This window comes from Kribbella sandramycini (genome assembly GCF_013131805.1).
In the GTDB taxonomy this organism is placed as follows: Bacteria; Actinomycetota; Actinomycetes; order Propionibacteriales; family Kribbellaceae; genus Kribbella; species Kribbella sandramycini.
Map to the genome: position 1 here is coordinate 757,827 of NZ_JABJRC010000003.1, position 25,210 is coordinate 783,036.

At 69.0% G+C, this 25,210-nt stretch carries 23 protein-coding genes and 1 riboswitch; of the genes, 13 read left to right on the top strand and 10 right to left on the bottom strand.

All coding sequences use genetic code 11. The features are described from left to right. Positions 1–12: 12 nt before the first annotated feature. Together HPO96_RS17105 and HPO96_RS17110 are read right to left on the bottom strand one after the other, a co-directional pair. The gene (locus tag HPO96_RS17105; protein ID WP_171674432.1) at positions 13–1,110 is read right to left on the bottom strand and encodes an acyltransferase family protein; all 1,098 of its coding nucleotides are present in this window, start codon (positions 1,108–1,110) and stop codon (positions 13–15) included. 149 nt (positions 1,111–1,259) lie between these two features. Beyond that, the gene (locus HPO96_RS17110) at positions 1,260–2,213 is read right to left on the bottom strand and encodes a GlxA family transcriptional regulator (RefSeq protein ID WP_171674433.1); all 954 of its coding nucleotides are present in this window, start codon (positions 2,211–2,213) and stop codon (positions 1,260–1,262) included. Positions 2,214–2,284: 71 nt separating this feature from the next. Between HPO96_RS17110 and HPO96_RS17115 the strand changes: the two genes are divergently transcribed. Further along, complete coding sequence (locus HPO96_RS17115) at positions 2,285–2,530, top strand: hypothetical protein (protein WP_238355148.1); 246 nt, start codon at positions 2,285–2,287, stop codon at positions 2,528–2,530. Between the two features lie 50 nt (positions 2,531–2,580). Further along, positions 2,581–3,390 carry a methyltransferase gene (locus tag HPO96_RS17120; protein ID WP_171674435.1) on the top strand — a complete coding sequence of 270 codons (810 nt, stop codon included), beginning with the start codon at positions 2,581–2,583 and terminating at the stop codon, positions 3,388–3,390. Here HPO96_RS17120 and HPO96_RS17125 read toward each other — a convergent pair. Beyond that, a complete protein-coding gene (locus tag HPO96_RS17125; RefSeq protein WP_171674436.1) occupies positions 3,387–3,533 on the bottom strand; it encodes a hypothetical protein in 147 nt (48 codons plus the stop codon). The two genes, HPO96_RS17120 and HPO96_RS17125, sit on opposite strands and share 4 nt — an antisense overlap. Before the next feature lie 103 nt (positions 3,534–3,636). On the opposite strand from HPO96_RS17125, the gene HPO96_RS17130 reads away from it, so the two are divergent. After that, the gene (locus HPO96_RS17130) at positions 3,637–4,494 is read left to right on the top strand and encodes an Fpg/Nei family DNA glycosylase (RefSeq protein WP_171674437.1); all 858 of its coding nucleotides are present in this window, start codon (positions 3,637–3,639) and stop codon (positions 4,492–4,494) included. Positions 4,495–4,546: 52 nt separating this feature from the next. Here HPO96_RS17130 and HPO96_RS17135 read toward each other — a convergent pair whose 3' ends face one another. Beyond that, entirely contained in the window at positions 4,547–5,512 is a 966-nt protein-coding gene (locus HPO96_RS17135; RefSeq protein ID WP_171674438.1) for a trypsin-like serine peptidase, read from the bottom strand. Positions 5,513–5,655: 143 nt separating this feature from the next. Here HPO96_RS17135 and HPO96_RS17140 point away from each other — a divergent pair, with 143 nt between their 5' ends. From HPO96_RS17140 to HPO96_RS17150, 3 genes are all read left to right on the top strand, one after another. Further along, positions 5,656–5,979: a rhodanese-like domain-containing protein gene (locus HPO96_RS17140; RefSeq protein WP_171674439.1), complete on the top strand. Its 324-nt coding sequence runs from the start codon at positions 5,656–5,658 to the stop codon at positions 5,977–5,979. An 84-nt stretch (positions 5,980–6,063) separates the two neighbouring features. Continuing rightward, positions 6,064–9,357 (top strand): phosphodiester glycosidase family protein, encoded by a 3,294-nt coding sequence (locus HPO96_RS17145; protein ID WP_171674440.1) that lies wholly within the window; start codon positions 6,064–6,066, stop codon positions 9,355–9,357. A gap of 27 nt (positions 9,358–9,384) precedes the next feature. Continuing rightward, complete coding sequence (locus tag HPO96_RS17150; RefSeq protein WP_337796673.1) at positions 9,385–10,311, top strand: S66 peptidase family protein; 927 nt, start codon at positions 9,385–9,387, stop codon at positions 10,309–10,311. Here HPO96_RS17150 and HPO96_RS17155 read toward each other — a convergent pair. The 3 genes from HPO96_RS17155 to HPO96_RS17165 form a co-directional block, all read right to left on the bottom strand. Next, positions 10,274–12,067 (bottom strand): alpha/beta fold hydrolase, encoded by a 1,794-nt coding sequence (locus HPO96_RS17155; RefSeq protein WP_171674441.1) that lies wholly within the window; start codon positions 12,065–12,067, stop codon positions 10,274–10,276. The two genes, HPO96_RS17150 and HPO96_RS17155, sit on opposite strands and share 38 nt — an antisense overlap. A gap of 61 nt (positions 12,068–12,128) precedes the next feature. Next, on the bottom strand, positions 12,129–13,907 hold the full coding sequence (locus tag HPO96_RS17160; protein WP_171674442.1) for an ABC transporter transmembrane domain-containing protein: 1,779 nt from the start codon (positions 13,905–13,907) through the stop codon (positions 12,129–12,131). Beyond that, on the bottom strand, positions 13,904–15,667 hold the full coding sequence (locus HPO96_RS17165; protein ID WP_171674443.1) for an ABC transporter transmembrane domain-containing protein: 1,764 nt from the start codon (positions 15,665–15,667) through the stop codon (positions 13,904–13,906). The genes HPO96_RS17160 and HPO96_RS17165 overlap by 4 nt, the downstream gene beginning before the upstream one ends. 139 nt (positions 15,668–15,806) lie before the next feature. On the opposite strand from HPO96_RS17165, the gene HPO96_RS17170 reads away from it, so the two are divergent. Continuing rightward, positions 15,807–17,228, top strand: a complete 1,422-nt coding sequence (locus tag HPO96_RS17170) for an MFS transporter (RefSeq protein WP_171674444.1) — start codon at positions 15,807–15,809, stop codon at positions 17,226–17,228. Here the strand turns inward: HPO96_RS17170 and HPO96_RS17175 are convergent. After that, on the bottom strand, positions 17,199–18,182 hold the full coding sequence (locus HPO96_RS17175; RefSeq protein WP_171674445.1) for a GTP pyrophosphokinase: 984 nt from the start codon (positions 18,180–18,182) through the stop codon (positions 17,199–17,201). The genes HPO96_RS17170 and HPO96_RS17175 overlap by 30 nt on opposite strands. Positions 18,183–18,331: 149 nt before the next feature. Here HPO96_RS17175 and HPO96_RS17180 point away from each other — a divergent pair, with 149 nt between their 5' ends. From HPO96_RS17180 to HPO96_RS17205, 6 genes are all read left to right on the top strand, one after another. Further along, positions 18,332–19,525, top strand: coding sequence for an ATP-binding protein (locus HPO96_RS17180; RefSeq protein ID WP_171674446.1), 1,194 nt, complete (start codon positions 18,332–18,334; stop codon positions 19,523–19,525). A 52-nt stretch (positions 19,526–19,577) separates the two neighbouring features. After that, complete coding sequence (locus HPO96_RS17185) at positions 19,578–20,378, top strand: DUF3152 domain-containing protein (protein ID WP_202885990.1); 801 nt, start codon at positions 19,578–19,580, stop codon at positions 20,376–20,378. A gap of 43 nt (positions 20,379–20,421) precedes the next feature. Continuing rightward, positions 20,422–21,174, top strand: coding sequence for a hypothetical protein (locus HPO96_RS17190; RefSeq protein ID WP_171674447.1), 753 nt, complete (start codon positions 20,422–20,424; stop codon positions 21,172–21,174). Further along, a complete protein-coding gene (locus HPO96_RS17195; RefSeq protein ID WP_171674448.1) occupies positions 21,171–21,833 on the top strand; it encodes an alpha/beta fold hydrolase in 663 nt (220 codons plus the stop codon). Before HPO96_RS17190 ends, HPO96_RS17195 begins: the two co-directional genes overlap by 4 nt. 22 nt (positions 21,834–21,855) lie before the next feature. Next, positions 21,856–21,986: riboswitch (TPP riboswitch) on the top strand. Then, a complete protein-coding gene (locus tag HPO96_RS17200) occupies positions 21,980–23,320 on the top strand; it encodes a purine-cytosine permease family protein (RefSeq protein ID WP_171674449.1) in 1,341 nt (446 codons plus the stop codon). It overlaps the preceding riboswitch by 7 nt. 27 nt (positions 23,321–23,347) lie before the next feature. Further along, entirely contained in the window at positions 23,348–24,025 is a 678-nt protein-coding gene (locus HPO96_RS17205; protein WP_171674450.1) for a class I SAM-dependent methyltransferase, read from the top strand. A gap of 64 nt (positions 24,026–24,089) precedes the next feature. Here the strand turns inward: HPO96_RS17205 and HPO96_RS17210 are convergent, their stop codons facing one another. Both HPO96_RS17210 and HPO96_RS17215 read right to left on the bottom strand, forming a co-directional pair. Continuing rightward, the gene (locus tag HPO96_RS17210) at positions 24,090–24,674 is read right to left on the bottom strand and encodes a methylated-DNA--[protein]-cysteine S-methyltransferase (protein WP_171674451.1); all 585 of its coding nucleotides are present in this window, start codon (positions 24,672–24,674) and stop codon (positions 24,090–24,092) included. Further along, positions 24,674–25,153: an RNA polymerase sigma factor gene (locus HPO96_RS17215; RefSeq protein ID WP_171674452.1), complete on the bottom strand. Its 480-nt coding sequence runs from the start codon at positions 25,151–25,153 to the stop codon at positions 24,674–24,676. The genes HPO96_RS17210 and HPO96_RS17215 overlap by 1 nt, the downstream gene beginning before the upstream one ends. Positions 25,154–25,210 lie beyond the last annotated feature (57 nt).

The following is a 25,210-nucleotide window of genomic DNA, read 5'->3' on the forward strand; positions in this document are numbered from 1 at the left end:
TGGGAGACACCCTTAGGTATTCAGCCAAGCCACCGCGCGGAAGCCGAGCCGGCGGACCGGCTGGAGCGCGGTCAGCAGGCGGTAGGCCGGCTGCTCGACGAACTTGGTCAGCAGCCAGGCCAGCACGGTGACACCGGCCACTGAGCCGAGGATCTGGACGAGGCGGTCGGCCCCGAGGGCCATCAGGTGGTAGGCGATCAGGTAGCCGACCACCTGGTTCAGCAGGTAGAGGCCGAACGAGATCTTGGCCAGAAACTCGATCGGACGCCGGAGCGGCGCGAAGATCGTCCAGTCCGGCCCGCGGGCGGCGAGACAGACGATCACGAGCAGGACGCCGATGCCCAGCGACGACGGCACGTCCTCGGTGTGGATGGACTGCGCGAAGACGGTTGCGACCAGCAGCGCGCCCAGGTGGACGACGTGCATCCGGTGCTTCGACCAGAGCCAGATGGCGATGCCGATCGCGAAGAGCTGCAGACGGTGGATGCCCAACCCGTTCCAGGCCTGCTGCACCCACAGCGGGCTGTGCAGGATGCGGTCGTTCCACTGCAGGATGACTGGCGAGACCGTCATCACCCACAGCAGGACCGTCATCCGCTGACCGCTCCCGGCGCCGCGCGGCCAGAGGAAGGCCGCCGCGGCGAACGCCATCAGCTGGAGCGGCAGCGTCCAGTACGAGCCATCGATCAGTTGTACCGTCGGGTCGAAGGCGGTCGTCAGTGTCAGGTTGGCCCACAGGTCGTACGGCGTGGGCAGGATCCAGTTGCTCGGCGCGAACAGCAACACCGCGGTGTAGGTGAACACGACCGCAGCCAGGTACGGCGGCAGCACACGGGCGAACCGCCGCCACAGCCAGCGCGTCGTCGCCCCTTTGCGGACCGTCACGCAGATGAAGTACGCGCTGATCACCAGCAGGATGCTCGCCCCGACCTGGAACGGATGCGTGCCGAGCGGCGCGCCGAGCTCCGGGTGCAGGAACGGGCCCATGTACGTCGTGTGGGTGAAGACGACCGCCAGGACGGCGAGGACGCGGACGACGTCCCAGCTCAGGCGACGGGAGGACAGGGGTTGACGGGACGTTCTGACCCGGGGCGGGGCAGGCGTGGTCACAAATGCTCCAGCTTCGCTCGACTCGCCGATCTGTTCGGCCGTTCCCCCCGGATCTCGCTACCGGTACCCGTTACCCCCCTGTGATATTTCTATCCTAGTGGGGCCCTGGGGGGTCGTCGCAAATCGTGTGCGAAGGGTCACTCCAGGTTTCAGCCGGCGGTCTGGAAGGTACGCCGGTAGTCCTGCGGCGGTACGCCGACGACCCGGCGGAAGTGGTGTCGCAGCAGCGCCGCCGTCCCGAAGCCGGACTCCGCCGCGATCTGTTCGATCCCCATCCGCGTCTGCTCCAGCAGCGTCCGGGCGCGCAGTACGCGCTGGGTGGTCACCCATTTCAGCGGAGTCGTGCCGGTCTCGGCGACAAAGCGCCGAGCGAACGTCCGCTCCGACATCTGCGCCCGCCGGGCCAGTGCGGGCACGGTGTGCTCGGTGATCAGGTTGTCGACCATCCAGTCCAGTACTGGCTGCAGACTCTCACCAGAGGACTCCGGAACCGGGACCTCGACGTACTGACGTTGTCCGCCGTCCCGCTGTGGCGGAACGACCATCCGGCGTGCGATTCGAGTGGCGACCGCGCTGCCGAGCTCTCGGCGGACCAGATGCAGGCAGGCGTCGATTCCGGCCGCGGTGCCGGCGCTGGTGATGATGTTGCCGTCGTCGACGAACAGCACGTCCGCATCCAGTTTGGCGAGCGGGAACTGCGCCTCGAACTTGTCCACGTACCGCCAGTGCGTCGTACAGGGCCGGCCGTCGAGCAGCCCGGCCGCGCCCAGGACGAAGGCGCCTGAGCAGACCGTCAGCAGAATGGCCCCCCGCGCCTCCGCCTGCCGCAGCGCATCGAGAATGCGCTCGTCGTACGCATGCCGCCAGGTGGTGGCCGGCAGTGCGATCAGGTCGGCGTCCTCCAGCTCCTCCAGCCCGTACGGTGCGATCACCGCGGAATGGCTGCTGGTGCTCAGCGGCTGACCCGGCTGGGTCGAGCAGACCTTGAAGTCGAACGCCGGGACGCCGTCGTCCGTGCGGTCGATTCCGAACACCTCGGAGACCACGCCGAACTCGAACAGCGCGACGTCCTCCATCAACACCACGGCGACCTTGTGCAGCATGGCAGTAATTTATCGAACAAGGTCAGATCTGCCAATGGTGGCGGAATCTCGAAGGTAGCATGATTACTGCCATGACCGGACTCGTTGTTCTCGCCGTACTCGTACTGGCCGTGATCGCGGCGCTCGAGGTCAGCCACCGTCGGCACCCCGCCGACCTGCAGGGCTCCCCCGACGACCGTGACCTGGCCCGGACCAAGCTGGACCTGCTCGCCCTCGGCGGCGCGGCCAAGCCCTTCACCCACAAACCCACCACCACTCCGGCGGGCGTCCGCCGCATCCACATTGCGCGGGTGCACCAGGGCCGGCACGCTGCCTGACCGGGCAAAACCAGGCGCGCGCTCACGGGCCGGGATGCGACAGTCGGCCCGTGAGCGACTACCGGGAGATCAACCAGGCCAGCTGGGACGAGCGCGTGCCCGCGCATGCGGCGGCGCCCAGCTACCACGTGGCCGAGTTCCAGCAGGACCCGTCGTACCTGAGCGAGGTCGTGCGGTTCGACCGCCCGCGGCTCGGTGATATCGCGGGCCTGCGCGGCGTCCACCTGCAGTGCCATATCGGCACCGACACGGCGTCGCTGGCGCGGCTCGGCGCGCGGATGAGCGGGCTGGACTTCTCGCCGCCCGCGGTGGCCCAGGCGCAGGCCTTCACTCAAGGTCTGGGGCTGGACGTCGACTTCCACGTCGGCGATGTGTACGACGCGGTCGGCATTCTGGGCGCTTCGGCGTACGACCTGGTCTACACCGGGATCGGCGCGCTCTGCTGGCTGCCGGATATCAACCGGTGGGCGCAGACCGTGGCCGGGCTGCTGAAACCCGGCGGCCGGCTGTTCATCCGGGAAGGGCACCCGATGCTGTGGTCGCTCGACGACGACTCCTCGCTGAAGTTCAGCTATTTCGAACGCGAGGAGCCGCTGGTCTTCAACGAGGGCGGTACGTACGCCGATACGGACGCCGTGTTCACGGCCAACCTGACCCACGAGTGGAATCACGGGCTCGGGGAGACCATCACCGCCGTCCAGAACGCCGGGCTGGTGTTCGACTCACTGGCCGAGCATGACAGCGCGCCCTGGAACGCGCTGCCTGGCCTGATGACCATGGATGGTGCCGGTGAGTGGCGTCTCACCGACAACCCCGAGCGTCTCGCGGCGACCTACACACTGCAGGCCCACAAGGTTTAGTGCGAGCGGCGCTGCTGCTGGAGCTTCTGGAACGCCTGCTTGATCTTCTGCTGGTTCTGCGGCTTGCTCAGCTCACGCTGGGCAATCTGCACGACCTTGGCGACGACAGCGCCCTTGATCAGGTTCTTCACCAAGCCTCCCATCGGGGCCTCCTCTTTCTTCTTACCGTCGACATTAGCGACCTGCGCAACCTGTCTCCATGGGTGAGAACCCGAAACTGTCCCTGGTATCGGGCACACTGGTTGGGTGCCTGAGTTGCCGGAGGTCGAGTCGCTGGCGGTGTTCCTGCGGGAGCGCGCCGTCGGGCGGGCGTTCGTGCGCGCCGACATCACCGCGATCAGCGCGCTGAAAACCTACGACCCGCCGGTCTCGGCGCTGGTCGGGCTGCTGATCGACGACGTCCAGCGGCATGGCAAGTTCCTCGACTTCTCCGCCCAAGGCGTCCATCTGGTCATCCACCTGGCCCGGGCGGGCTGGCTGCGCTGGCGCGACGAGCAGTCCACGGCGCTGATCCGGCCCGGTAAGGGCCCGATCGCGTTGCGGACGGCCTTCGACGACGGCTCCGGCTTCGACCTGACCGAGGCCGGCACGCAGAAGAAGCTCGCTGTGTACGTCGTCCGCGACCCGGCCGAGGTGCCGGGTGTCGCCCGCCTCGGCCCGGAGCCGTTCACGCTGTCCCTCGACGAGTTCGGCGCGATCCTGAAACAGGCCGGTCGCGTGCAGCTGAAGGGCGTGCTGCGCAACCAGTCGGTGATCGCCGGGATCGGGAACGCCTACTCCGACGAGATCCTGCACGTCGCGAAGATGAGCCCGTTCAAACCCGCGTCGAACCTCACCGACGACGAGCTGAAGACCTTGTACGACGCCATGCGCGAAACCCTGCAGGATGCGGTGAATCGCTCGGCCGGCCTCGCCGTCCAGGATTTGAAGTCCGAGAAGAAGTCCGGCCTGCGGGTGCACGGGCGGACGGGCCAGAAGTGCCCGGTCTGCGGTGATGTCGTCCGCGAGGTCAGCTTCGCCGACTCCTCCCTGCAGTACTGCGCGACCTGTCAGACCGGCGGTAAACCGCTGGCCGACCGGCGCATGTCCAAACTGCTGAAATGAAGGATCGCGCCGGGAGGAAGCGGGGCGGTGCCCCCTCCCGGCGCCATTGCCATCAGGTGGTCATCAGGTCGAACATCGCCTTTACGTCGGCGGAGTTCGGGGTGGCGAGCAGGGTCGGCGTCCCGCTGGTGGTGCGGCGGGAGGTCTCGGCCCAGACGTAGCCGAGGTTCTGGTTGATCCGGTCCTTGAGCCACGGGCCGCCGCTGGCGCCGCCGTTCATCCCGCAGGTCAGGGCGGCGTCGGTCGAACCCCAGGCGTAGGTGTTGCCGTCGCAGTAGTACGGCACCTGGCCGTTGTACGGCGGCTCGGCCGGCCAGCCCCAGATCCGGGTGTTGGCCTGGCTGCGGCCGTTACCCCAGACGAGGCCGTTACCGCCGACGGCGTCCACCACGTTCACGTTGTTGCGCTTCTGCAGCGTGATGAACGCCTGGTCGTGGCTGAAGTCGCTGCTGTTGATCCACGAGTTGAACGTGCGGGCGTTGCTCCAGTTGTAGGCGCCGTACCCGGAGTTGCCGTTGTAGTAGGCCGGCGCGAAGACGAAGTTCGCGTGCCAGCCGCCACCCGCGCCGCTGTGTACGCAGTGGCCGGCCGTGACGATCAGGTTCTTGTAGTTGTTGTTGATCGTCGACGCCGAGCAGACGTAGTTGGCGCCGTTCTTGGTGAAGAACAGCTTGCCCGCGGTGCTCGGGACCGGGTCGGCGTCCGGCCCGCGCAGCTTCGGCGCGACCGGGTGCGACGCGACGCCGCTCGAGGTGTCGGTGGTCTTGGCGGCCGGGCCGGGTTTGTCGACGGTGATGTCGTACGGAATGGCGTTGGCCATCTTCTCGGCGGTCCAGTAGCCGGTCGCCTCGATGGCGCCGGCCGGAACCTTGGACGGATTCGCCGGGGCCTGGATGGCCGATGTCGACGCGGCCGGCGGGGCGGCGTCCGGGGCCGCGACCGCGGTGGCCACCGCGCCACCGCTGATCAGGACGCCGGCGACGAGCAGCCGGGCGAATCTGGGCATGGGATTACGCATGACGAGCTCTCCTCTATTGGGGCGGTAACAGAGTCGAATCAGTCACTGTTCTCACAGGACCGGTCACGCCCAGTAGAGTGCAAGCGCTCTCTCGACGCAACGGCTCGAATGTGAGCAATTGTTAGGTCTGACATCATCAGGGCATGTTCCAGAATCAGCAGATCCCCTCGGTCGTCCTGGCCGATCTCGACGACGCCCTGCTCGCGGAGGCCTTCGTACTGGACGTCCGGGAGCCGGACGAGTGGGCCCGCGGACATATCGAGGGTGCCACCCACATCCCGCTCGGCGACCTGCAGGAGCGGGTCGGCGAGGTGCCGAACGACCAGAAAGTGCTCTGCGTCTGCGCGGTCGGCGGCCGCTCCGGCATGGCCACCCAGTTCCTGAACTCGGTCGGCCGCGAGGCGATCAACCTGGACGGCGGGATGCACGCCTGGCAGACCGCCGGGCGCCCGGTCAGCACCGACTGATTCACCTTCCGTTCGGGAAGAAAACCTTCCGCTTGGGCATCGGTGACGTTACTTTGTCACCGGTGTCCAACCTGGGAGGCTCTTGTGTCGCTCGTCCGTCCTGCCGGTACCGCGCTGGCGCTCGGCGCTCTGCTCGCCGGGGCCGCCCTCAGTCCGGCGTCCGCTGACCCTGGGTTGGCCGGTGACGGCGTCGTCGCCAGTCGCCAGGACAGCCCGGTCGCGCCCGGCGTTACGTACACCTCCTTCGAGCGTCTCGACCCGCGCGGGTGGCTGCGTGGCGACCTGCTCAGCACCGACCTCAGCAAGCGTGGTGTGACGGTCGACTACGTCAACACCGGCAAAGTCTCCGGCGGTACGCCGCTCAGTCAGCAGCTCGCCCGGAAGGGCGCGATCGCCGGCGTCAACGGCGACTTCTTCGACATCAACGACACCACCGCGCCGCTCGGCGTCGGGATCGAGCAGAGCGGTCGGCTGATCAACGCGCCGGCTGCCGGACACAACGACACCGCGGTGATCGGCAAGGACGGCCTCGGCCGGATCGCCCAGCTCTTCCTGCAGGGCACGGCGATCGACGACGACGCCGTCAAACTCGCCCTCACCAACCTGAACTCGCCGTCCGTCGACGCCGGCGGGATCGGCCTCTACACGCCGGAGTGGGGTGACGTCGCGCGGGGTCGAACCGTCGACGGCGTCCAGGCGGTTCGCGAGGTCGTCCTGCGGGGCGGCGTGGTTGTCTCGTCGGCCGCCGCGCCCGGTACGACGGCTCTGGCGGCGAACGAGCAAGCCCTGATCGGCCGGGATGCGGGCGCCGCTGCGCTCGAGGCGTTCGAGCTGGGTGACAAGGTCGACGTCGAGTACGGCGTCCGTCCGGATGCATCCGCGGTCGCGGTCGGGATCAGCGGCAATGTCCCGCTGGCGAAGGACGGGCAGGTGCCGGCCGACGTACCGGACGCCGATCTCGCGCCGCGGACCGCGATCGGTTTCGACGCCGCCGGGAAGCGGATGATCCTGCTCACCGTCGACGGCCGGGCGACCGGCTCCCGCGGGTTGTCGCTCAAGGAGATGGGTCAGCTGATGATCGGCCTCGGGGCCGATGACGCGCTGAACCTGGACGGCGGCGGTTCGTCGACGATGCTCGCCCGGACGCCGGGCAAGGCCGCGCCGCAGGTCGTCAACGCGACCTCGGACGGCGGTGAGCGGGTCATTCCGAACGGGCTCGGCCTGCTGCCGGTCAAGGGGTCGGGCAAGCTGAAGGGCTACCGGATCGAGGCGCTCGGCACTGCGGCGGCGACGCCGGACGCCGACCTCTCGCGCAGCTCGCGCGTGCTGACCGGGCTCAGCCGGGTGCTGACCGCGAGTGGGCACGATGAGACATACGCGCCGGCGTCCGGTACGCCGTACTGGTTCGCGGGTGGCGCGGTGCGGGTCGATCAGCGTGGCGTCGTCACCGGCCGGCGGGCCGGAGATGTGGTCGTCACGGCGGCGCGTGGTGCGGCGAGCGGGAGGTTTCCGATGACGGTGCTCGGGGCGCCGGTCCGGTTGGCGCCGTCGACGCGGCAGGTCTCCCTGGCGGATTCCGCGGCGAAGGGCTTCTTCGCGATCGACGGGTACGACGCCGACGGCTTCGGGACCTGGGTCGAGCCGCGGGACGTCAAACTGGCTTACGATCCGGCGCTCGTCAAAGTGGTTGCTAAAGGCAATGGCTTCGAGGTCAACGCCTTGAGTGACGAGGCGGTGTCGGCGGTGGTGACCGCGACGGTCGGGTCGCTGTCGACGCAGCTCAGTGTGACCTCGGGCTTGGCGTCGACTGTGGTGGACGAGCTGGACGACGTCACGAAGTGGGCTGCGAACGCCGTACCGGCCGGTGCGGCGACGGCGTCGCGTTCGGCGGCCGAAGGGCATGACGGCGGGCAGGCGATCGCGCTCGACTATTCGCTGACCGGGAGTACGGCGACGCGGGCGGCGTACCTCGCGCAGACTCCGCAGCAGACGCTGCCCGGGCAGCCGCAGAAGCTCGGCGCGTGGGTCTACGGTGATGGCAAGGGCGCTTGGCTGCGGGCCAACGCGTACGCCGCCGGCGGTGGCTCCGCGCAGACGCTGAACCTCGCGGCCGCCGTCGACTGGGTCGGCTGGAAGTACGTCGAGGCGGATATCCCGCCGGGGTTGGCGATGCCGCTGCGGTTCTGGCGGATCTACGTGGTGGAGACCGTGCCGACCCGGCAGTACTCGGGCCGGATCGTCATCGACGACCTGACGCTGCGCAGCGCGCCGCCGGTGACGATGGCGCCGCCGGCGAAGGTGATCGACCCGATGGTCGTCACCGACGGCTCGGTGCGCGGCTGGAAGTTCGCCGTCATGTCGGACGCTCAGTTCACCGCCGACAACCCGGACTCGGACATCGTCCAGCAGGCCCGGCGGACGATCCGCGAAGTCCTCGCCCAGCACCCGGACTTCCTGATCATCAACGGCGACTTCGTCGACCGCGCCTTCGGCCCCGATATCGCGCTGGCCAAACGCATCCTCGACGAGGAGGTCGCCGGTCGGCTGCCCGTCCACTACGTCCCCGGCAACCACGAAACCTACGGCCCCGGCGACCTCTCCGAGTGGACCAAGGTCTTCGGCCCGCACACCAGCACCTTCGACCACAAGGGCACCCGGTTCGTCCTGCGCGACTCCTCGCTCGGCTCCTTCCGGGCCGGCAGCTTCGCCCAGATCCTCGACCTCAAAGCCCAGCTGGACGACGCCGCCCGCACCCGCGCGATCCGCAACGTCGTCGTCCTCGCCCACCACCCCGTCAACGACCCCTCCCCCACCCAGAACTCCCAACTCGCCGACCGCAAAGAAGCAACCCTCCTGGTCAACTGGCTGGCCGACTTCCACGCCAAAACCGGCAAAGGCGCCGCCTACCTCGCCGCCCACGCCGGCACCTTCGCCGCCACCCGCACCGACGGCGTCCTCCTCCCCCTCACCGGCAATTCAGGAAAAGGCCCAGCCGCAGCCCCCGACGAGGGCGGCTTCACCGGCTGGGCCCTAGTAGGCATCGCACCTAAGTCCGACTGGTTGCAGCTTGAGTTCCGTCCGCACGTGGACTCTCTTGAACTGAAAGCCCCGACTGATCTTCGTCGTGGGGAGGTTGCGGCCGCGTCGGCCACCGTCGTGCAGGACGGTCGTCGGGTGCCGGTGGCGTTCCCGGTGTCAGCCGACTGGGCGGGTTCTCTTCAGCTCCACGTTGGGTCGGCTTCGACCGCGCCGTTCTGGGCTGTTGCTGCGTTCGACCCGGCGACCGGCAAGCTGACCGCGCTCCGCCCGGGGAGCGCGGAGCTGCGAGTGACGGTGAACGGGGTGACGAAGAGCGCGAGTGTCAAGGTCGGCTGGTGAGCTGTGGGTTCGAGTAGCGTCTTCCCAGTGACTGAACCGATCGTTCCGCGGCCGCTGCGCGCAGGTGACCGAATCGCCGTGGTGGCGCCGTCAGGGCGGATTCGGGCCGATCGGTTGGAGCAAGGCAGCCAACACCTCAAGGCGTGGGGTCTTGAGGTCGAGGTGCTGCCGTCGGTGCTCGCCGGGCACGAGCGGTTCAACTACCTGGCTGCGGACGACGACGCGCGAGCCACCGACTTCCGGACGGCGTGGCTCGACGAGCGGTTCGCTGCGGTGTTCTGTGCACGCGGCGGGTACGGCGTCCAGCGGATGCTCGATGCGGTCGACTTCGACGAGTTGGTCGCCGTACCGAAGTGGTTCGTCGGTTTCAGCGACATCACCGCGCTGCACGAGCCGCTGAACGCCCGTGGTCTGGTGACGCTCCACGGTCCGATGGCCGCGGCAGTTGAGCAGCTGGGGGTAGAGGAGGGCAGAGCGCGCCTGCACGACCTCCTGTTCACACCAGAGCGCGTCACCGACCTACTAGCTCCCCGCGGCGCCCGTACCGTCGTCGGTGGGGTGGCGGACGGCGTACTGCGCGGCGGCAACCTCGCTCTGCTCGCAACCAGCATCGGTACGCCGACCTACGCACCCCCGGCCGGCATCGTCCTCCTCGAGGACGTCAGCGAGCAGGGCTACCGGATCGACCGCATGCTCACCCAACTGCTGCGCGCCGGCTGGTTCGACCAGGTGACCGGAGTGGTCATCGGCGACTTCAGCGACGCCGACGACCAAGGGCTCGCGGCGGACGTCATCCGCGAGCGCCTCGAACCACTCGGAGTGCCGATGATCGAAGGCGCGGCCGTCGGCCACGAGGACCTGAACCTCGCCGTCCCGCTGGGCCTGCCGGTCCGGCTCGACGCGACGGCCGCGACACTTACCGCGTTGTGGCCAGGTGCTCCCGCAGAAAGCTGAACGCCTGCGGGTACGCATCCAGCCGGTTGACCAACTTCACCAGCCCATGGCCCTCGTCCGGGTAGACGAGTAGCTGGCACGGCACGCCGCGCTTCGCCAGCGCCGTGCTGATCTGCTCGGCCTCCGACAGCGGCACCCGCGGGTCGTTGGCGCCATGGATGACGAAGAGCGGCGCCCGGATGTCGTCGACGCGCGTCAGCGGACTGGCCGCGGCCAAGAACTCGCGATCCGTCGCCAGATAGCCGTACTCGCGCTCGCGGGTCGCCCGCCGGTATGGCGACGTGTTCTCCAGGAAGGTGGTCAGCGAGGCGATCCCGACGACGTCCACCCCGGCGGCCCACAGCTCGGGCTGGAACGCCAGCCCGGCCAGCACCATGTAGCCGCCGTACGAACCGCCGAACAGCGCGGCCCGCTGCCGGTCGACGCCGATCGTCGGCAGCCAGGCGTGGATCGCGGCGAGGTCGCGCACCGAGTCCAGCCGCAGTTCGCGGTCGTCGAGTTTGTACCAGCGCTTGCCGTAGCCGGACGAGCCACGCACGTTCGGGACGACGACCGTGTGCCCCTCCGCGGTCAACGACGCGATGATCGGACTCCAGACCCGCATCGCGGCCAGCTCTGGGCCGCCGTGGATGTGAATGACGGCCGAGCCCAGATCGGCGCCCGTCGGCCGGTAGACGAAGACCGGCACCTGCTCACCGTCGAACGACGGCACCCGCATGCTCTGCGGCTCCGGCAGCTCAGGCACGTCCGGAGCGTCGGCGGGACGCAGTGCGACCAGCTCACGCGTCGCTGTGACGAATCGGTACGCCGTCGGCGGGTTGACCGGGGACTGGTAGGTGAAGGCCGCAAACGAGCCATCCGCCGACCAGATCGGGTTGAACATCATCATGGTCACTGCGGCGCACCCACCGGCCGGCAGCTCCAGCGGTGCGAGCTTGGCGCCGTCCTTGAGCCGGTGCAACGCCAGTGTCACTGAGCCGTCCTCAAGTGTGCCGACCAGCAAGTGCTCGGCGTCCGGTGCCACCCAACCGGCTACATCTCGTTCGGTGTCGACGAGTACGTCGCTCCACGTGGCCGTGTCGAGGTCGTAGCGACGGAGCGCCATCCGCTCCCGGTCTGCGTTGGTCGACACCAGGAAACCGCTCGAGTCCGGCAGCCAGGACACTGCGTTCTGGTCGTTGTCGGCATCGGCCGCAGTGATCGTCGTGACCGCCTGAGTGGCCGTCTCGACGAGCAGCAGCTGAATCGAGTTCGCCACGGCGCTGGCCAGGCTCAGCACCACCCAGCGGTCGTCGGGAGAGCTGTTGACGCGCATGACCCAGCCGCCGCCGTCGTACAGGACGGTCTCCGCGCCGGTCGCGAGGTCGTGGACGATCAGATCGAAGTCGACGTTGTTCCGCCGGTTCGTCAGGTAGAGCACCCGGCCGGGCTTCGCTGCGACCAGACTGTTCACGTACGCCGGGTCTTGGACCAACGGCCGCAGGGTGGGCAGCCCGGGCTCGTCGAGGTCGAGCACCGACAGTTGACTGAGCTCACTGCCGCCGCTGTTGTGATCGACGATCACCAGGCGGCTGTCCGGTACGAACTGTGCGAAGGCGCAGTGGTCCGCGGAGTCGGTCAGCGCGCGCCAACTGCCGTCCGGGGCGATCTCGTTGATCTGGCGGGTGCCGGTCCCGTCGTACAGAACCAGCAGACGCCCTTCGGAATCGACGTCTAGGGCCTGAGTGGTGGGCAGCGAGAACAGCGTGGTCAGCACGCCTCATCCTCACACGCGCCGCGACCAAGAGGCAGGCCACCGGACCTGCCTCTTGGTGCAATCAGCGGTCGCCGTGCCAGGAATTCCACAGGGCCGCATAGGGGCCTCTGGCATCGACCAGTTCGTCGTGGCCGCCCAGCTCGACGATGCGACCGTCCTCGACGACGGCGATCACATCCGCGTCGTGGGCGGTGTGCAGCCGGTGGGCGATGGCGACGACCGTCCGGCCTTCGAGCACACCCGCGAGCGACCGCTCCAGATGCCGAGCGGCTCGCGGGTCCATCAGTGAGGTCGCCTCGTCCAGGACGAGGGTGTGCGGGTCGGCCAGCACCAGCCGCGCCAGCGCGACCTGCTGCGCCTGCGCCGGCGTCAGCGAGACGCCACCGGAGCCGACCTCGGTGTCGAGCCCGTTGTCGAACCCGGCCACCCAGCCATCGGCATCAACCGAGCGCAGCGCCGCCCACAGGTCAGCGTCGGTCGCATCCGTCCGCGCCAGGCGCAGGTTGTCTCGTACGCTGCCGACAAACACGTGGTGCTCCTGGTTGACCAGCGCCACGTGACTGCGGACCTGCTCGGCGGACATCTTGTCCAGCGCGGCGCCGCCCAGCGTGATGTCACCGACGCGCGGCGAGTAGATGCCGGCCAGCAACCGGCCCAGCGTCGACTTACCTGCACCGGACGGCCCGACCAGCGCGACCCGCGCACCAGGCTGGACCTGCAACGTCACACCGTGCAGGACGTCGCGCCCTTCGAGGTAGCCGAAGCGCACCTCGTCGGCCAGCACCGTCCGGCCGTTCGGCTCCTTCTCGTCAGCCGACTCCGCCGTTTCGACCTCGCGGACGCCGACCAGCCGCGCCAGCGACACCTGGGCCACCTGGAGCTCGTCGTACCAGCGGATCATCATGTTGACCGGCTCGACGAGCATCTGGATGTACAGGGCGCCCGTGGTGAGCGCACCGACGGTGATCCAGCCCTGCAGGGCGAAACCGCCACCGATCACCAGCACTGCCGCCAGCGCGACGGTGTGGGTCATGTTGATCACCGGGAACAGCACCATCCGCAGGTAGAGCGTGTAGCGCTCCCAGGCGACCCACTGACCGATCCGGGTGTCGCCCATCGCGATCCGCCGGCTGCCGAGCCGGTGCGACTCGACCGTGCGGCCGGCGTCCACCGTCTCGGCCAGACCGGACGCCACGGCGGCGTACCCCGCGGCCTCGGACCGGTAGGACTGGGGCGCACGGCGGAAGTACCAGCGGCCGCCGATGATCAGGATCGGCGCTGCGATCACCACGGCCACCGCGAGCGGCGGTGCGGTCACGATCAGCGCGCCGATCAGCAGCGACGCCCACAGGACCGCGATGGTCAGCTGCGGCACCGCATCTCGCATGGCATGCGAGAGGCGGTCGATGTCGGTGGTGATCCGGGACAGCAGATCGCCCGTACCGGCGCGCTCCAGCACACCCGGCGGCAGACCGACCGCGCGGACCAGGAAGTCCTCACGGAGGTCGGCCAGCATCTCCTCGCCCAGGACCGCACCGCGCAACCTGGTCATCCGCACGAACACGGTCTGCACCAGGAGTGCGATGACGAAGCCCAGCACGACATACGGCAGGCCGACCTCGGTCTGGCCGTCGGACAGCTTCTGCACCACGTTGCCGAGCAGCCAGGGCCCGACCATGCCGCTCAGGGCGGCTACTGCGTTCACCACGGTCAGCCAGGCGAAGGCCCGGCGGTGCCGACGGAACAGCGTCTTCACATAGGCGCGCACGGTCGCGCTACCTGCCACCGGCAGCCGGACCACCTCGGTCGGCGCCGCTGGGTCGTACAGAGGGGGCTTCACACCGACTCCTCGAGAGTTGGTTCGTCTTCACGGGTCACGACCGCGCGGTACCGCGAGTTGGTGTGCACCAGCTCGTGGTGGGTGCCGACGGCGTCGACGCGCCCATCCGGCACGAACACCACCCGCTCCGCCCGGTCCAGCATCAGGGGGCTCGACGTGAACACCACCGTCGTCCGCCCGGCTCGCAGCAGCCGCAGGCCATCCGCGATCCGCGCCTCGGTGTGCGCGTCGACCGCACTGGTCGGCTCGTCGAGGACCAGCACCTGCGGGTCGACGTACAGCGAGCGCGCCAGCGCGACGCGCTGCCGCTGCCCACCGGACAGCGACCGGCCGCGCTCGGTCAGCACGGCCTGCATCGCATCCGTCTCACCAGCCGGCAGCGTCTGCCGCAGTACGTCGAGAATGTCGTCGCACTGCGATGCCTTCAGCGCCGTCTCCGGAGTGACCGCGCCACTGGCCGGTACGTCGAACAGCTCGCGCACTGTGCCCGACAGCAGCACCGGCTCCTTGTCCTGCACCAGAACCACCGTGCGCGCGGACTCCAACGGCAGGTCGTCCAACGCGACGCCGTCGAGCAGGACCGACGCTTCGCCGTCCGCTGCGTTCGGACTGTGGCCACCGAGCCGGTCGGCCAGCTCGCCACCCGCATCGGGATCGCCGCAGACCACTGCGGTGAACGAACCGGCCGGAACGTGCAGCCCGGAGACGGGGTCGTTCAGATCGCCCTCGGGCAGCTGCGCCTCGGCAGTGCCCTTGGTCGCGTCGGTGCGCTGCAGCGACAGCACGCGCGCGGCCCGGCGCGCCGACACCTTCGAGAAGATGAACGCGCTCGCCGTCTCCTCGAACGTGTGCAGCGGCACCAGCATGAACGTGATGAACCCGTACGTCGTGACCAGCTCACCGACCGTGATACGACCGGCCGCGACCATGCGGACGCCCATCCAGACGATCAGCACCAGGAACAGCCCGAACAACAGCACCTGCAGGGCCGCGATCAGCGACCACATCCGCGCGCTGCGGACGGCGCTGACCCGGTACTCCTGGGAGGCAGAGCGGTAGCGCTCCAGGAAGAGCTGCTCACCGCCGATCCCGCGCAGCACCCGCAGACCGGCGACGGTGTCGGCGGCCAGCTCCGTCGCGCGGCCGCCCTTGGCGCGCTGCGCATCCGCGCGGCGCTCCGCCGGGGCCATCAGCGGCACGATCGAGAACGCCAGCACCGGGACGGCGATGGCGACCACGAGCCCGAGCTGCGGCTCGTAGAACAGCAACCCGATGACGACGGCGAAGCACGTCAGCAGCGCGGCCGTGAACCGGCCGAGCACCTCGACGAACCAGCCGATCTTCTCGACGTCACCGCTGCTCACCGCGACCACCTCGCCGGCGGCGATCCGGCGGGTGAGCAGCGAGCCGAGCTCGGAGGCCTTGCGGAACAGCAGCTGCTGCAGGCGCGCCGCAGTGCTGATCCAGTTGGTCACGACGGCGCGGTGGAAGAACGCGTCCGAGCCGGCCTTGGCCGCGCCGAACGCGAGCAGCAGGACGCCGGACAGGATGAGTTTCGGCCAGGACCGGTCGATGACGGCCTGGACGGCCATCCCGACCGCGACCGGCGCGGCGGCGATCCCGCCGAAGAACAGCAAACCCCAGAAGACCGCGAGCGCTTGGCCGCGCAGCTGCTGGTGTTCGAGCCAGAGAATGAGTCGGAGGCCGGATCGGGTGTCCGGCACACCCGGGTCGGCGAACGGAATGAGGCGCAGGGACATGACGTCTCACAAACAGGGCATAGAAGGGTAAGAGAAGAGGCACCTGACCAGGCGGATACGTCAACACTAGGTGGGCCTGCCGACAGCCCGTCAAACCTTTTTCGAGGGGTGGGCGGCACCCGGAGTACATTCAGCCGTAATGGATGCGCAGCTGAGCCGCCGGCGGCGGTTACTGGTTCTCGGGATCTGCTGTAGCAGCCTGTTCATCGTCGGTCTCGATCTGACGATCGTGAACCTGGCGCTGCCGACCATCCGCACCGAGCTGGGCGCCTCGGTGTCCAAACTGCAGTGGACCGTCGACGCCTACACGCTGGTGCTGGCTGCCCTACTGATGGTGTCCGGCTCGACCGCGGACCGGGTCGGCCGGCGACGTACCTTCCAGGCCGGTCTGATCGTGTTCGGCCTCGGCTCACTGCTCTGCGGGCTGGCGCCGACCGTCGATCTGCTGATCGTCTTCCGGATGCTGCAGGCGGTCGGCGGCTCGATGATGAACCCGGTCGCGATGTCGATCATCACCAACACCTTCACCGACCCGCGCGAGCGCGCGCAGGCGATCGGCGTCTGGGGCGGCGTCGTCGGGCTGAGTATGGCGATCGGCCCGGCCGTCGGCGGCGCGCTGGTCGACAGCCTCGGCTGGCGGTTCATCTTCTGGATCAACGTGCCGGTGGCCATCGCGGCCGTCGTGATGACCGCGCTGTTCGTGCCGGAGTCGCGGGCCGCCGTGCCGCGCCGGATCGATCCGGTCGGCCAGGTGCTCGTCGTCCTGCTGCTCGGTGGCCTGACCTACGGCCTCATCGAGGGCCGTGCGCTCGGTTGGGGCTCGCCACTGATTCTCGGTTGCTTCGGGCTGACTGTGGTCGCGCTGATCGCGCTGGTCGGATACGAACGCCGGCGCGAGCAGCCGCTGCTCGATCCGCGCTTCTTCCGCAGTGCGCCGTTCTCCGGGGCCACCCTGATCGCAGTGGCCGGTTTCGCCGCGCTGTCCGGGTTCCTGTTCCTCAACTCGCTCTACCTACAGTCGGTGCGCGGCTACTCCGCGCTGCACGCCGGTCTACTGACGCTACCGATGGCCGCGATGACACTGCTCTTCTCGCCGATCTCCGGCTGGCTGGTGGGGCACCGAGGCCCGCGACTGCCACTGGTCGTCGCCGGGACGATGCTGGCCGCCTCCGGCGCGATCCTCTCCCAACTGAGCGGCGAAACCACCCTCGTGATGCTGGCGACCGGCTACCTGGTCTTCGGCATCGGCTTCGGCATGCTGAACGCACCGATCACCAACGCCGCCGTCTCGGGGATGCCGCGTTCGCAGGCCGGTGTCGCGGCCGCAGTGGCTTCGACGAGTCGCCAGGTCGGCGCATCTCTCGGTGTGGCCGTCGCCGGGACAGTACTGTCCGCGCGGCTGGTCGGGCCGCTCGAAAGCGGCTTCGTCCCGGCCGCGCGGCTCTACTGGTTCATCATCGTCGGCTGCGGTCTCCTGGTCCTGGCGCTCGGTCTGATCACCACTACCGCGTGGGCGCGCCGGACAGCCGACTCAAGCTTCGGTGATACCAGCCCGGCCTAGCGCCTTCAGCCGACCGCGCAGGATCTTCTGCCGCCGCTCCTCATCCGGGAACAGGTCGATGTACGCCGAACCGCGCGCAGCGAGCAGGTCGTCGTCCAGCCGCCGCACTGTGCCGGCCGGGAAGCGGTGCGTCATGGCCGCTTGGACGGCCGTGCTGTCGATCCCGTCGAGCAGGTCGGTGAGCTGCTCCTCGGTGCTGACGTCCATCCGATTCAGAATGCCCAGCACCCACGCGTAGTGGTTGGTCTTCGCGTGCGGCGCGTCCGGGTAGCGCCGGGTCAGGTACGTCGTCAGCGTTGCGGTAGTCAGGTCGAGCGGCGTCTTGTCCACCGCTGCGGCCGCCAGCTCGCGGTACAGCCGGTCGATCTCGGTGAACTCGTTGTCGGCCAGCTCCATCAGCGCGGCGGCCAGTAGGAACCGCCGGTCGAACTCGGGCTTCCGCTCCGGCGGGATGTCCAGCTTGTACCGGATGTCGTGCTCGAACTCGGCCCACGCGTGCTGGACCGCTGTCCGGACCTGGATCTCCATCACCAGGTTCTTCAGGACGGCGTACTCCGGCAGCTCGCGCCGGTGCGCGTTCAGCCGGACCAGGTAGTGCTTGCTCGCGTACCCGAAGACGCCCTGGGCCCGGGTGTGCGCGCCCATGTCGGTGTGCTCGACGATCTCGAACTCGGCCTCGATCACCTCGCAGACCCGGTCCACGGCCTCGACCAGGAATGTGATCACCCGGGCCGCGACCAGGTCGGTGATCTGGTTCAGCGGATCGTCGTACTTCGGCCGGCTCGGATCGTCCGGGTGCGGTTTGGTCGCCTTGGCCAGGAAGGACTCCGGGTCCTTGGCCCGCGCGGTGGCGCTGAGGTAGTTGATGCCCTCTTCCTCGCCGATCAGCTCGTTGATCAGCGCCTCGAGTTTGCGCGCGCCGCCGACGTACTGCTGATGCACCCGTTCGTACATGCCCGCACGATAGTGGTCCGGCCGGTGACTCGGGGTGTCTAGACAAATCTAGGGTTTGTCCTAGAAAGCTGTAGAAGCCGCTCGCGACACGAAGATCTCCTGACGCGTCAATCTACGGAAAACCCTAGACAGGCTCATACAGTGGCAGCATGGATCCGATCCGGAATCCCTATGCGCCCGGCGCCGGTCAGCGGCCGCCTGAGCTGGCCGGACGCGACACCGAGGTGCGGCAGTTCGAGGTAGTGCTCGAACGAGTCGCCGCAGGCAGGCCGGAGCGGAGTCTCGTGCTCAGCGGGCTCCGCGGCGTCGGTAAGACCGTCCTGTTGAACACCTTGCGCAGCCAGGCCATCAAACGCGCCTGGGGCACCGGAAAGATCGAAGCCCGGCCGGAGCAGAGCATCCGGCTGCCGATCGCGCAGGCGCTGCACACCGCGATGCGCGAGCTCGGGCACCGGCACCGGGACGAAGAGCGCGTCGACCGCTTCAGCGCCGTGCTGAAGGCGTTCGCGCTGCGCACCGCCGTGAACGACCGTAAGGGCATTCGCTGGCACCCACCGGTCGATGTGGCCGCGGCGAAAGGCCGTGCGGACTCCGGCGACCTCGAGATGGACCTGATCGAGCTGTTCGCCGATGCGGCCGACCTGGCCGGTGACCTCTCGGTCGGCGTCGGGCTGTTCATTGACGAGATGCAGGACATCAGCGCCGACGACCTGTCCGCGCTGTGCGCCGCCTGCCACGAGATTTCCCAGCAGAGCGCGCCGCTGGTCGTCGTCGGGGCCGGCCTGCCGCATCTGCCCGCCGTACTGTCGGCCAGCAAGTCCTACTCGGAGCGGCTGTTCCGCTACGTCCGAGTCGACCGGCTGGCGCGGGAGGCATGCGACCGCGCGCTGATGGTCCCGGCCGAGAGTGAGGGTGTCCAGTACGACGAAGAGGCGCTGGACGAGCTCTACGCGCAGACCGACGGCTACCCGTACTTCGTCCAGGCGTTCGCGCACGCGACCTGGGATCACGCGCCGACGTCGCCCATCACGATCAAGGACGTCGCCGTGGCCGGCCCCGAGGCATCTGCCGAGCTGACCGTCGGCTTCTTCGGTTCGCGGTACGAGCGGGCCACTCCGGCCGAGCGCGAGTACATGCGCGCGATGGCCGAGCTGGGCATCGCGGCGGACGACGGCTCGGTCCCGACGGCCGAGGTGGCCAGCACGCTCAACCGCAAGCCGCAGTCGCTCTCCCCGGCGCGGGACGGCCTGATCAAGAAGGGGCTGGTCTTCTCCGCCGAGCGTGGCACTGTGGCCTTCACCGTCCCGCACTTCGGCAAGTTCCTGCGGACCAGGACGGCGTGACACTCCAACGGCCCTTTTGTGCCGGACCGGGGAGTCTGTAGGGTAAAGCGGCATGGGTCGACACAGTCGGCATCGGTCGCATTCGATGCAGTGGTTCTCGGTGACTGCATTGGCCGTGCTCGGGACTGTGGTCGTAGTCCATCCGGATGTCACCGGCCGGCGGAGTCTGGCCGCTGAGGTGGTAGCCGGTGCCAATGCTCCGGTTGCGATCGAGACGCCGATCACGGCGCCCACGCCGGTTCCGACCCCGACGCAACACTTCACGACGCCGCAGCGTCCGGCCCCCACGCTGACCCGCAAGCCCAAGGGCGCGAAGCCGAACATCACCGTGTCGAGCGGCAAGCTCGGTGTGGTCCCCGGCTTCGACAAGGCGACCGGAATGCGCGACAAGCTGACCTACCGGGTCGAGATCGAGGAGGGCCTGTCGGTGAACGGGCCCGCGGTCGCCGCGGCGATCCACAAGACCCTGACCGACGCGCGCGGCTGGCAGGCCGTCCACCCGGTCAACTTCGAGCGCACCGACAAGGTGACCGCCGACCTGCGCATCATCCTGGCCACGCCGACGATGACCGACAAGCTCTGTCTGCCGCTCGACACCGGCGGCGAGGTCTCCTGCCGGGTCGAGGACCGCGTCGTGCTGAACGCGAAGCGCTGGACGTACGCCGTCCCGGCGTACAACGGGGACGTCGTGCTCTACCGCCAGTACCTGATCAACCACGAGGTCGGCCACGCGCTCGGCCACGGCCACTCCACCTGCGAGAAGGCCAAGTCGCCGGCGCCGGTGATGATGCAGCAGACCAAGGGTCTCGACGGCTGCCGCCCCAACGCCTGGCCCACGATCAAAGCCACCTGACCGCGCCCCGTGAGAAGCTGACCCCGACCGGAGGGAGCAGCTGATGTCGTCACCGGAATTCCCGACGTACGGCCGCGGTGAGGAGTCGAAGCCCGCCGAGGACCAGCACTACGCCCAGCCACAGCCGTACGGCTCCCAGCCCGGGCAGTACGGCGGTCCGCCGCCGCCACCGCAGCAGTACGGCGAGTACGCGCAGCCACCGGCGTACCGGCCCGGCCACCCGTACGGCGCCCCCGCGGCGCCGGAGTCGCACGAACTGCCGACGTACGGGCGGCCGGAGTCCAAGGCGGCTCGGGATCCGCGGGCGGAGCGCGTGCTGCTGATCGCGGCCATCGTCGCCGGGTTCTACGGGCTGCTCGTCATCACGATGCAGCGGGTGTCGATCCGCGAGATCACCCAGGCTCCGGGCTCACCGCTGAACCACCCGCTGCGCACCGACGTGATCGACACGCTGGGCCAGCTGCTGACCATCCTGGTCGGTGCGGTCGCGCTGTACCTCTGGGCGCGGGATCTGCTCGCCCGACGGAAGGTGAAGGAGCAGCCGGAGACAACGGAGCTGGTCGGCCTGGTGCTGATCGCGGTGTCCGTGATCCCGCTGCTGCTCTGGCTCGGCCTGGTGCTGTCGACCGGTCTGGGCGCCAACGACGGCACGCTCGACCGTCTGCCCCGGGCGTACGGGTTCGGTGGGCTGGGGCTGCTGGTGCTCGCGGCCGGTTTCGCACTCGGGTATCGCACGTTCAAGCCCGCATTCCAGCCGGTCGTCCGGTCCGCGCCGGGCCGGGCGCCCTGGGAGTGACCGCACCAGTAGTACTGGTCCCGGGCCTCGGCCTGGGGCCGGAGTCCTACGCGCCCACGGTGGAGCACCTCCCGATGCGCCACAACGTCGTCACCCTCCCCGGCTACGGCGAACCGGCTGGCGAGCGGGAGGATCTGCATCCGGAGGCCCTGGCCGCCCTCCTGGAGCAGAAGGTGCGCGAGCGGTCGGTTCTGGTCGGCCATTCGGCCGGTGCGCAAATCGTCGTCGAGCTGGCCGTCGCGCACCCGGAGTTGGCGCACGCGCTCGTCCTGATCGCGCCGACAGGTGATGTCGGCTCAGCCGGTTGGCTGGACCTCGGCATGCGCTGGCTGGAGTCCGCAGCGCCGGAGTCACCCCGGCTGATCCCGGTGCTGGCGCCGCAGTACGTCCGGACGACGTTCCCGACCATCGCCCGGGCCGCAGCGGCCTGCCGACGGCACGACCTGGCCAAAGTGATCACCCGGGTCAAGGCGCCGATCGTGATCGTCCGCAGCCGGCACGACAAGCTCTCCTCGGACGACTGGGCCCGCCGCCTGGCCGAGCTGAGCCACGGCGAGTCCCGCACGCTCAACACCGGCGCCCACATGCCCGTCCTGACCAACGGCCCCGAGCTGGCCGCGCTCATCCAGCGAGCGGCCACTGCACGACCAACCGATTGAGGCGTTATCGTTGACGCGGTAGCAAAACCTCTGCGGGAGCTCGCACCGAACGCGCGGGCTGAGAGGGCGACGAGCTGCGGATCAGCAGCCGGGTCGCCGACCGCCTGAACCTGACCGGGTAATGCCGGCGTAGGGAGCGGGTCACCATGACCAGTACTGCCGTCCGTCCTGCCACGACCGAAGCGCCGCTGGTGCTCACCACGGACACCCCGCGGACGCTGGGGTTCTTCGACCAGTTCACGCTCTGGGGCAACCTCGGGATCTCGCTGTTCGGCCCGGTGACCGGTGCGCTGGTCGCGGCGTACACCGGTTCGCTGTGGCAAGGCCTGCTCGCGGTCGTGATCGGCTGCGGGATCGGCGCGCTGGTGCTCGGCGGCGCGGCCGTCTTCGGCTCGCACACCGGCGCCCCGGCGATGGTCGCGCTCCGCGGCCTCTTCGGCCGCCGCGGCTCGACCGCGCCGACGGTGCTGAACATCGCGCAGAACATCGGCTGGGCCACGATGGAGATCATCGTGATCTCGCAGGCCGCGGTCGCGGTGACGAGTGAGCGGTGGCGCTGGCTGTTCGTCATCCTGGCCGGCATCATCGCGACGGCGATGGCCGTGCGCCCGCTGGGCAGCGTGAAACTCCTGCGCAAGTTCATGGTCTGGCTGGTGTTGATTGCCTCGGTCTACCTTTTCGTCCAGGTGCTCAGCAAGCCGGTGCAGGAGCTGCCGCAGGACGGCGTCTTCGGCTTCTGGCCCGGTGTCGACCTGGCCGCCGCCGGTGTCGTCTCGTTCGCGCCGCTGGCCGCCGATTACACCCGGCACTCCCGGACCAACAAGGCCGCCTTCGCCGGTTCGGCACTCGGCTACGGCCTGGCCGCGATCCTGTACTACGCCCTCGGCGTCTTCGCCGTCGCGACCCTGCAGACGGACAGCGAAGGCGTGATCACCGCGCTCGTGACGCTCCCGGCCGGCGCGATCGCGCTCTTCGTGCTGCTGGTCGACGAGGTCGACGAGGCCTACGCGAACGTCTACTCGACCACGATGGCCGCGCACAACCTGGTCGGCCACCTCGACCGGCGCTGGATCTCGGTCGCGATCGGCGTCCTCGCCACCGGCCTGGCACTGATGGTTGACCTGGGCAACTATACGCAGTTCCTCTACCTGATCGGCTCGGTCTTCATCCCGCTGTTCGCGGTCGCGATCGCCGATTTCTTCGTGGTCAGCAAGATGCGCTGGGACGTCTCCGGGACGGCGAGGTTCCGCTGGCAGCCCGCGGTGGCCTGGCTGATCGGCTTCATCGCCTATCAGATCGTCAACCCGGGCACGGTCAGCGGCTGGTCGGCGTTCTGGCTCGATGTCCAGGGCAAGCTCTTCGGCGGCCCGGTGCCGGGCTGGCTGGGCGCGACGTACACCTCGATCGCGGTCTCGATGATCGCCGCCGTCGCGCTCGGCCGAATCGGTCGCGGCCGGATCGTGACCAGCGGACCGGTGGACAACTGACCTGGAGTACCCGGGATACTTGCGCCCATGCTCAACTCCGCACTGCGCAGCCGGGCCGAGTACGCCGATCTCGGCGTCGACGGTCTGGCCGCGCGGACCACGCCCGAGCGGGACGCAAGCATCGTCAAGGCCGTCGAGGAACTGCTCGAGGGACGCGAATCGGTGCTCGATCTGTGCTGCGGTTACGGCCGGATCGCGCTCCCGCTGCGGCGCGCCGGGAAGACCGTGCGCGCCCTCGACATCTCGCCGAACCTGATCGAAGCCGGTAAGGCCAAGGCCGACGAGGAGGAGCTGGCGATCGACTGGGCGATCGGCTCGATGACCGATCTGCCCTACAAGTGGGACGCGTTCGACGCGGTGGTCTGCCTGTGGACGGCGTTCCACGAACTGTTCGGCGAGGACGAGCAGATCTCCACGATCTGCGAGATCTCCCGGGTGCTGAAACCGGGCGGGATCGCGATCATCGAGGGCCCGGCCTGGGGCCCGGCGACGGCCGGCGAGATCGCGATCGGGATGCGGCAGGGCCCGGAGCACCGGATCGTCACCACCGAGCACGCCGACGGGCAGAGCACCGTGCACTACATCCACGACGAGATCAGCTACGGCCGGCTCTGCGCCGCGGCCGGGATCGACGACTACAAGGTCTACAAACGCGAGTGGGGCGGCCGGCGCCGGCTCATCCTGGAGATTCACGCCGGAAAATAAAGAAGCAGATCCCCACTCCACACTGGGGACCTGCTCCTTCGATGCACTCAGTGTAAATGTGTCGTCACGACGGCGGGAAAACAGCAGTTTTCTTTTCCAGATTCAACAAGAACTGCTTGGCCTGCAGGCCACCCGCGTAGCCGGTCAGCGCACCACTCGCGCCGATCACCCGGTGACAGGGCAGCACGACGCAGACCGGGTTCGCGCCGAGCGCCGTACCGACCGCGCGCGCCGCCTTCGGTCGATCGAGCGCACCGGCCAGTTCGCCGTAGGTCTTGGTCGCGCCGTACGCCGTATGCGTGCGCAGGTCGGTCAGGACGAGCTGCTGGAACGGCGTTGCCAGGGTGAGGTCTACGTCGACGGTGAACTCGGTGCGGGCACCGGCGAGGTACTCGTCGAGCTGCCGGCGGACGTCGTCCAGCGGGCGCGGCTGCCGCAGTACGCGCGGGGAGATCGCCCGGGCCAACCGGGTCGTCATGGTCTCCTCGTCGGCGAACGAGCTGGCGACGACCCGGCCGTGCGCGACGGCGAGCAGGAGCGTCCCGATCGCGGTGTCGTGCAGGGTGTAGGCGACGTCGGCGTCCGGGAACGTGGGGGGTTTCGGGTCGGTGGCGGCGAACCGGGCGAGCCGGGCTTCGAGATCGTTCATCAGATCGCTCCGAGAGTACGGCGCAGCGTCGCGAGCGCATCGCTGACGAGGCGCCGCGAGGCTGCTGGGGTGGTGTCCAGGGCGGCGGCCACACCGTGGTGGTCCAGGTCGCCGACGTACTTGAGCGTGACGGCGTACCGCTGGCGCTCGGGCAGTTGATTGACCGCACGCCAGAGGTCCGGGTCCGGCCAGTCGCCGGCGTCCGGGCCGTCGATCGCGACCGGCGGCGCCTCGTCCAGCGGCCGTTGCGGACGCCGGGCGCGGTGCAGGTCGGTCGCGCAGCGCGCGGTAATGGTGAGCAGCCAGCTGCGCAGGTTCTTCGCAGAGGTCAGCTCCGGGTACGCGGCGAACGCCTTCTCCCACGCGCGTTGCGCCACGTCGTCGCCGTCGACAGGGCCCGCCAGAGCGCGCGCCAGGCGGGCCACGTCCCGCCAGTGCGCGTCGACGAGCGCCTGGAACGGCGGCAGTCCGACAGTCATCACGTCAGTAGAACGCACCGGCGGCGAAAGATGTGAGTGGACACCTGGTCCGGATAC

Excerpts from the sequence above, each read along its gene's own strand:
- HPO96_RS17110 (WP_171674433.1), bottom strand. The coding sequence starts at position 2,213 with ATGCTGCACAAGGTCGCCGTGGTGTTGATGGAGGACGTCGCGCTGTTC.
- HPO96_RS17115 (WP_238355148.1), top strand. The coding sequence starts at position 2,285 with ATGACCGGACTCGTTGTTCTCGCCGTACTCGTACTGGCCGTGATCGCG.
- HPO96_RS17125 (WP_171674436.1), bottom strand. The coding sequence starts at position 3,533 with ATGGGAGGCTTGGTGAAGAACCTGATCAAGGGCGCTGTCGTCGCCAAG.
- HPO96_RS17135 (WP_171674438.1), bottom strand. The coding sequence starts at position 5,512 with ATGCGTAATCCCATGCCCAGATTCGCCCGGCTGCTCGTCGCCGGCGTC.
- HPO96_RS17140 (WP_171674439.1), top strand. The coding sequence starts at position 5,656 with ATGTTCCAGAATCAGCAGATCCCCTCGGTCGTCCTGGCCGATCTCGAC.
- HPO96_RS17165 (WP_171674443.1), bottom strand. The coding sequence starts at position 15,667 with ATGTCCCTGCGCCTCATTCCGTTCGCCGACCCGGGTGTGCCGGACACC.
- HPO96_RS17170 (WP_171674444.1), top strand. The coding sequence starts at position 15,807 with ATGGATGCGCAGCTGAGCCGCCGGCGGCGGTTACTGGTTCTCGGGATC.
- HPO96_RS17175 (WP_171674445.1), bottom strand. The coding sequence starts at position 18,182 with ATGTACGAACGGGTGCATCAGCAGTACGTCGGCGGCGCGCGCAAACTC.
- HPO96_RS17180 (WP_171674446.1), top strand. The coding sequence starts at position 18,332 with ATGGATCCGATCCGGAATCCCTATGCGCCCGGCGCCGGTCAGCGGCCG.
- HPO96_RS17185 (WP_202885990.1), top strand. The coding sequence starts at position 19,578 with ATGGGTCGACACAGTCGGCATCGGTCGCATTCGATGCAGTGGTTCTCG.
- HPO96_RS17190 (WP_171674447.1), top strand. The coding sequence starts at position 20,422 with ATGTCGTCACCGGAATTCCCGACGTACGGCCGCGGTGAGGAGTCGAAG.
- HPO96_RS17200 (WP_171674449.1), top strand. The coding sequence starts at position 21,980 with ATGACCAGTACTGCCGTCCGTCCTGCCACGACCGAAGCGCCGCTGGTG.
- HPO96_RS17205 (WP_171674450.1), top strand. The coding sequence starts at position 23,348 with ATGCTCAACTCCGCACTGCGCAGCCGGGCCGAGTACGCCGATCTCGGC.
- HPO96_RS17210 (WP_171674451.1), bottom strand. The coding sequence starts at position 24,674 with ATGAACGATCTCGAAGCCCGGCTCGCCCGGTTCGCCGCCACCGACCCG.
- HPO96_RS17215 (WP_171674452.1), bottom strand. The coding sequence starts at position 25,153 with ATGACTGTCGGACTGCCGCCGTTCCAGGCGCTCGTCGACGCGCACTGG.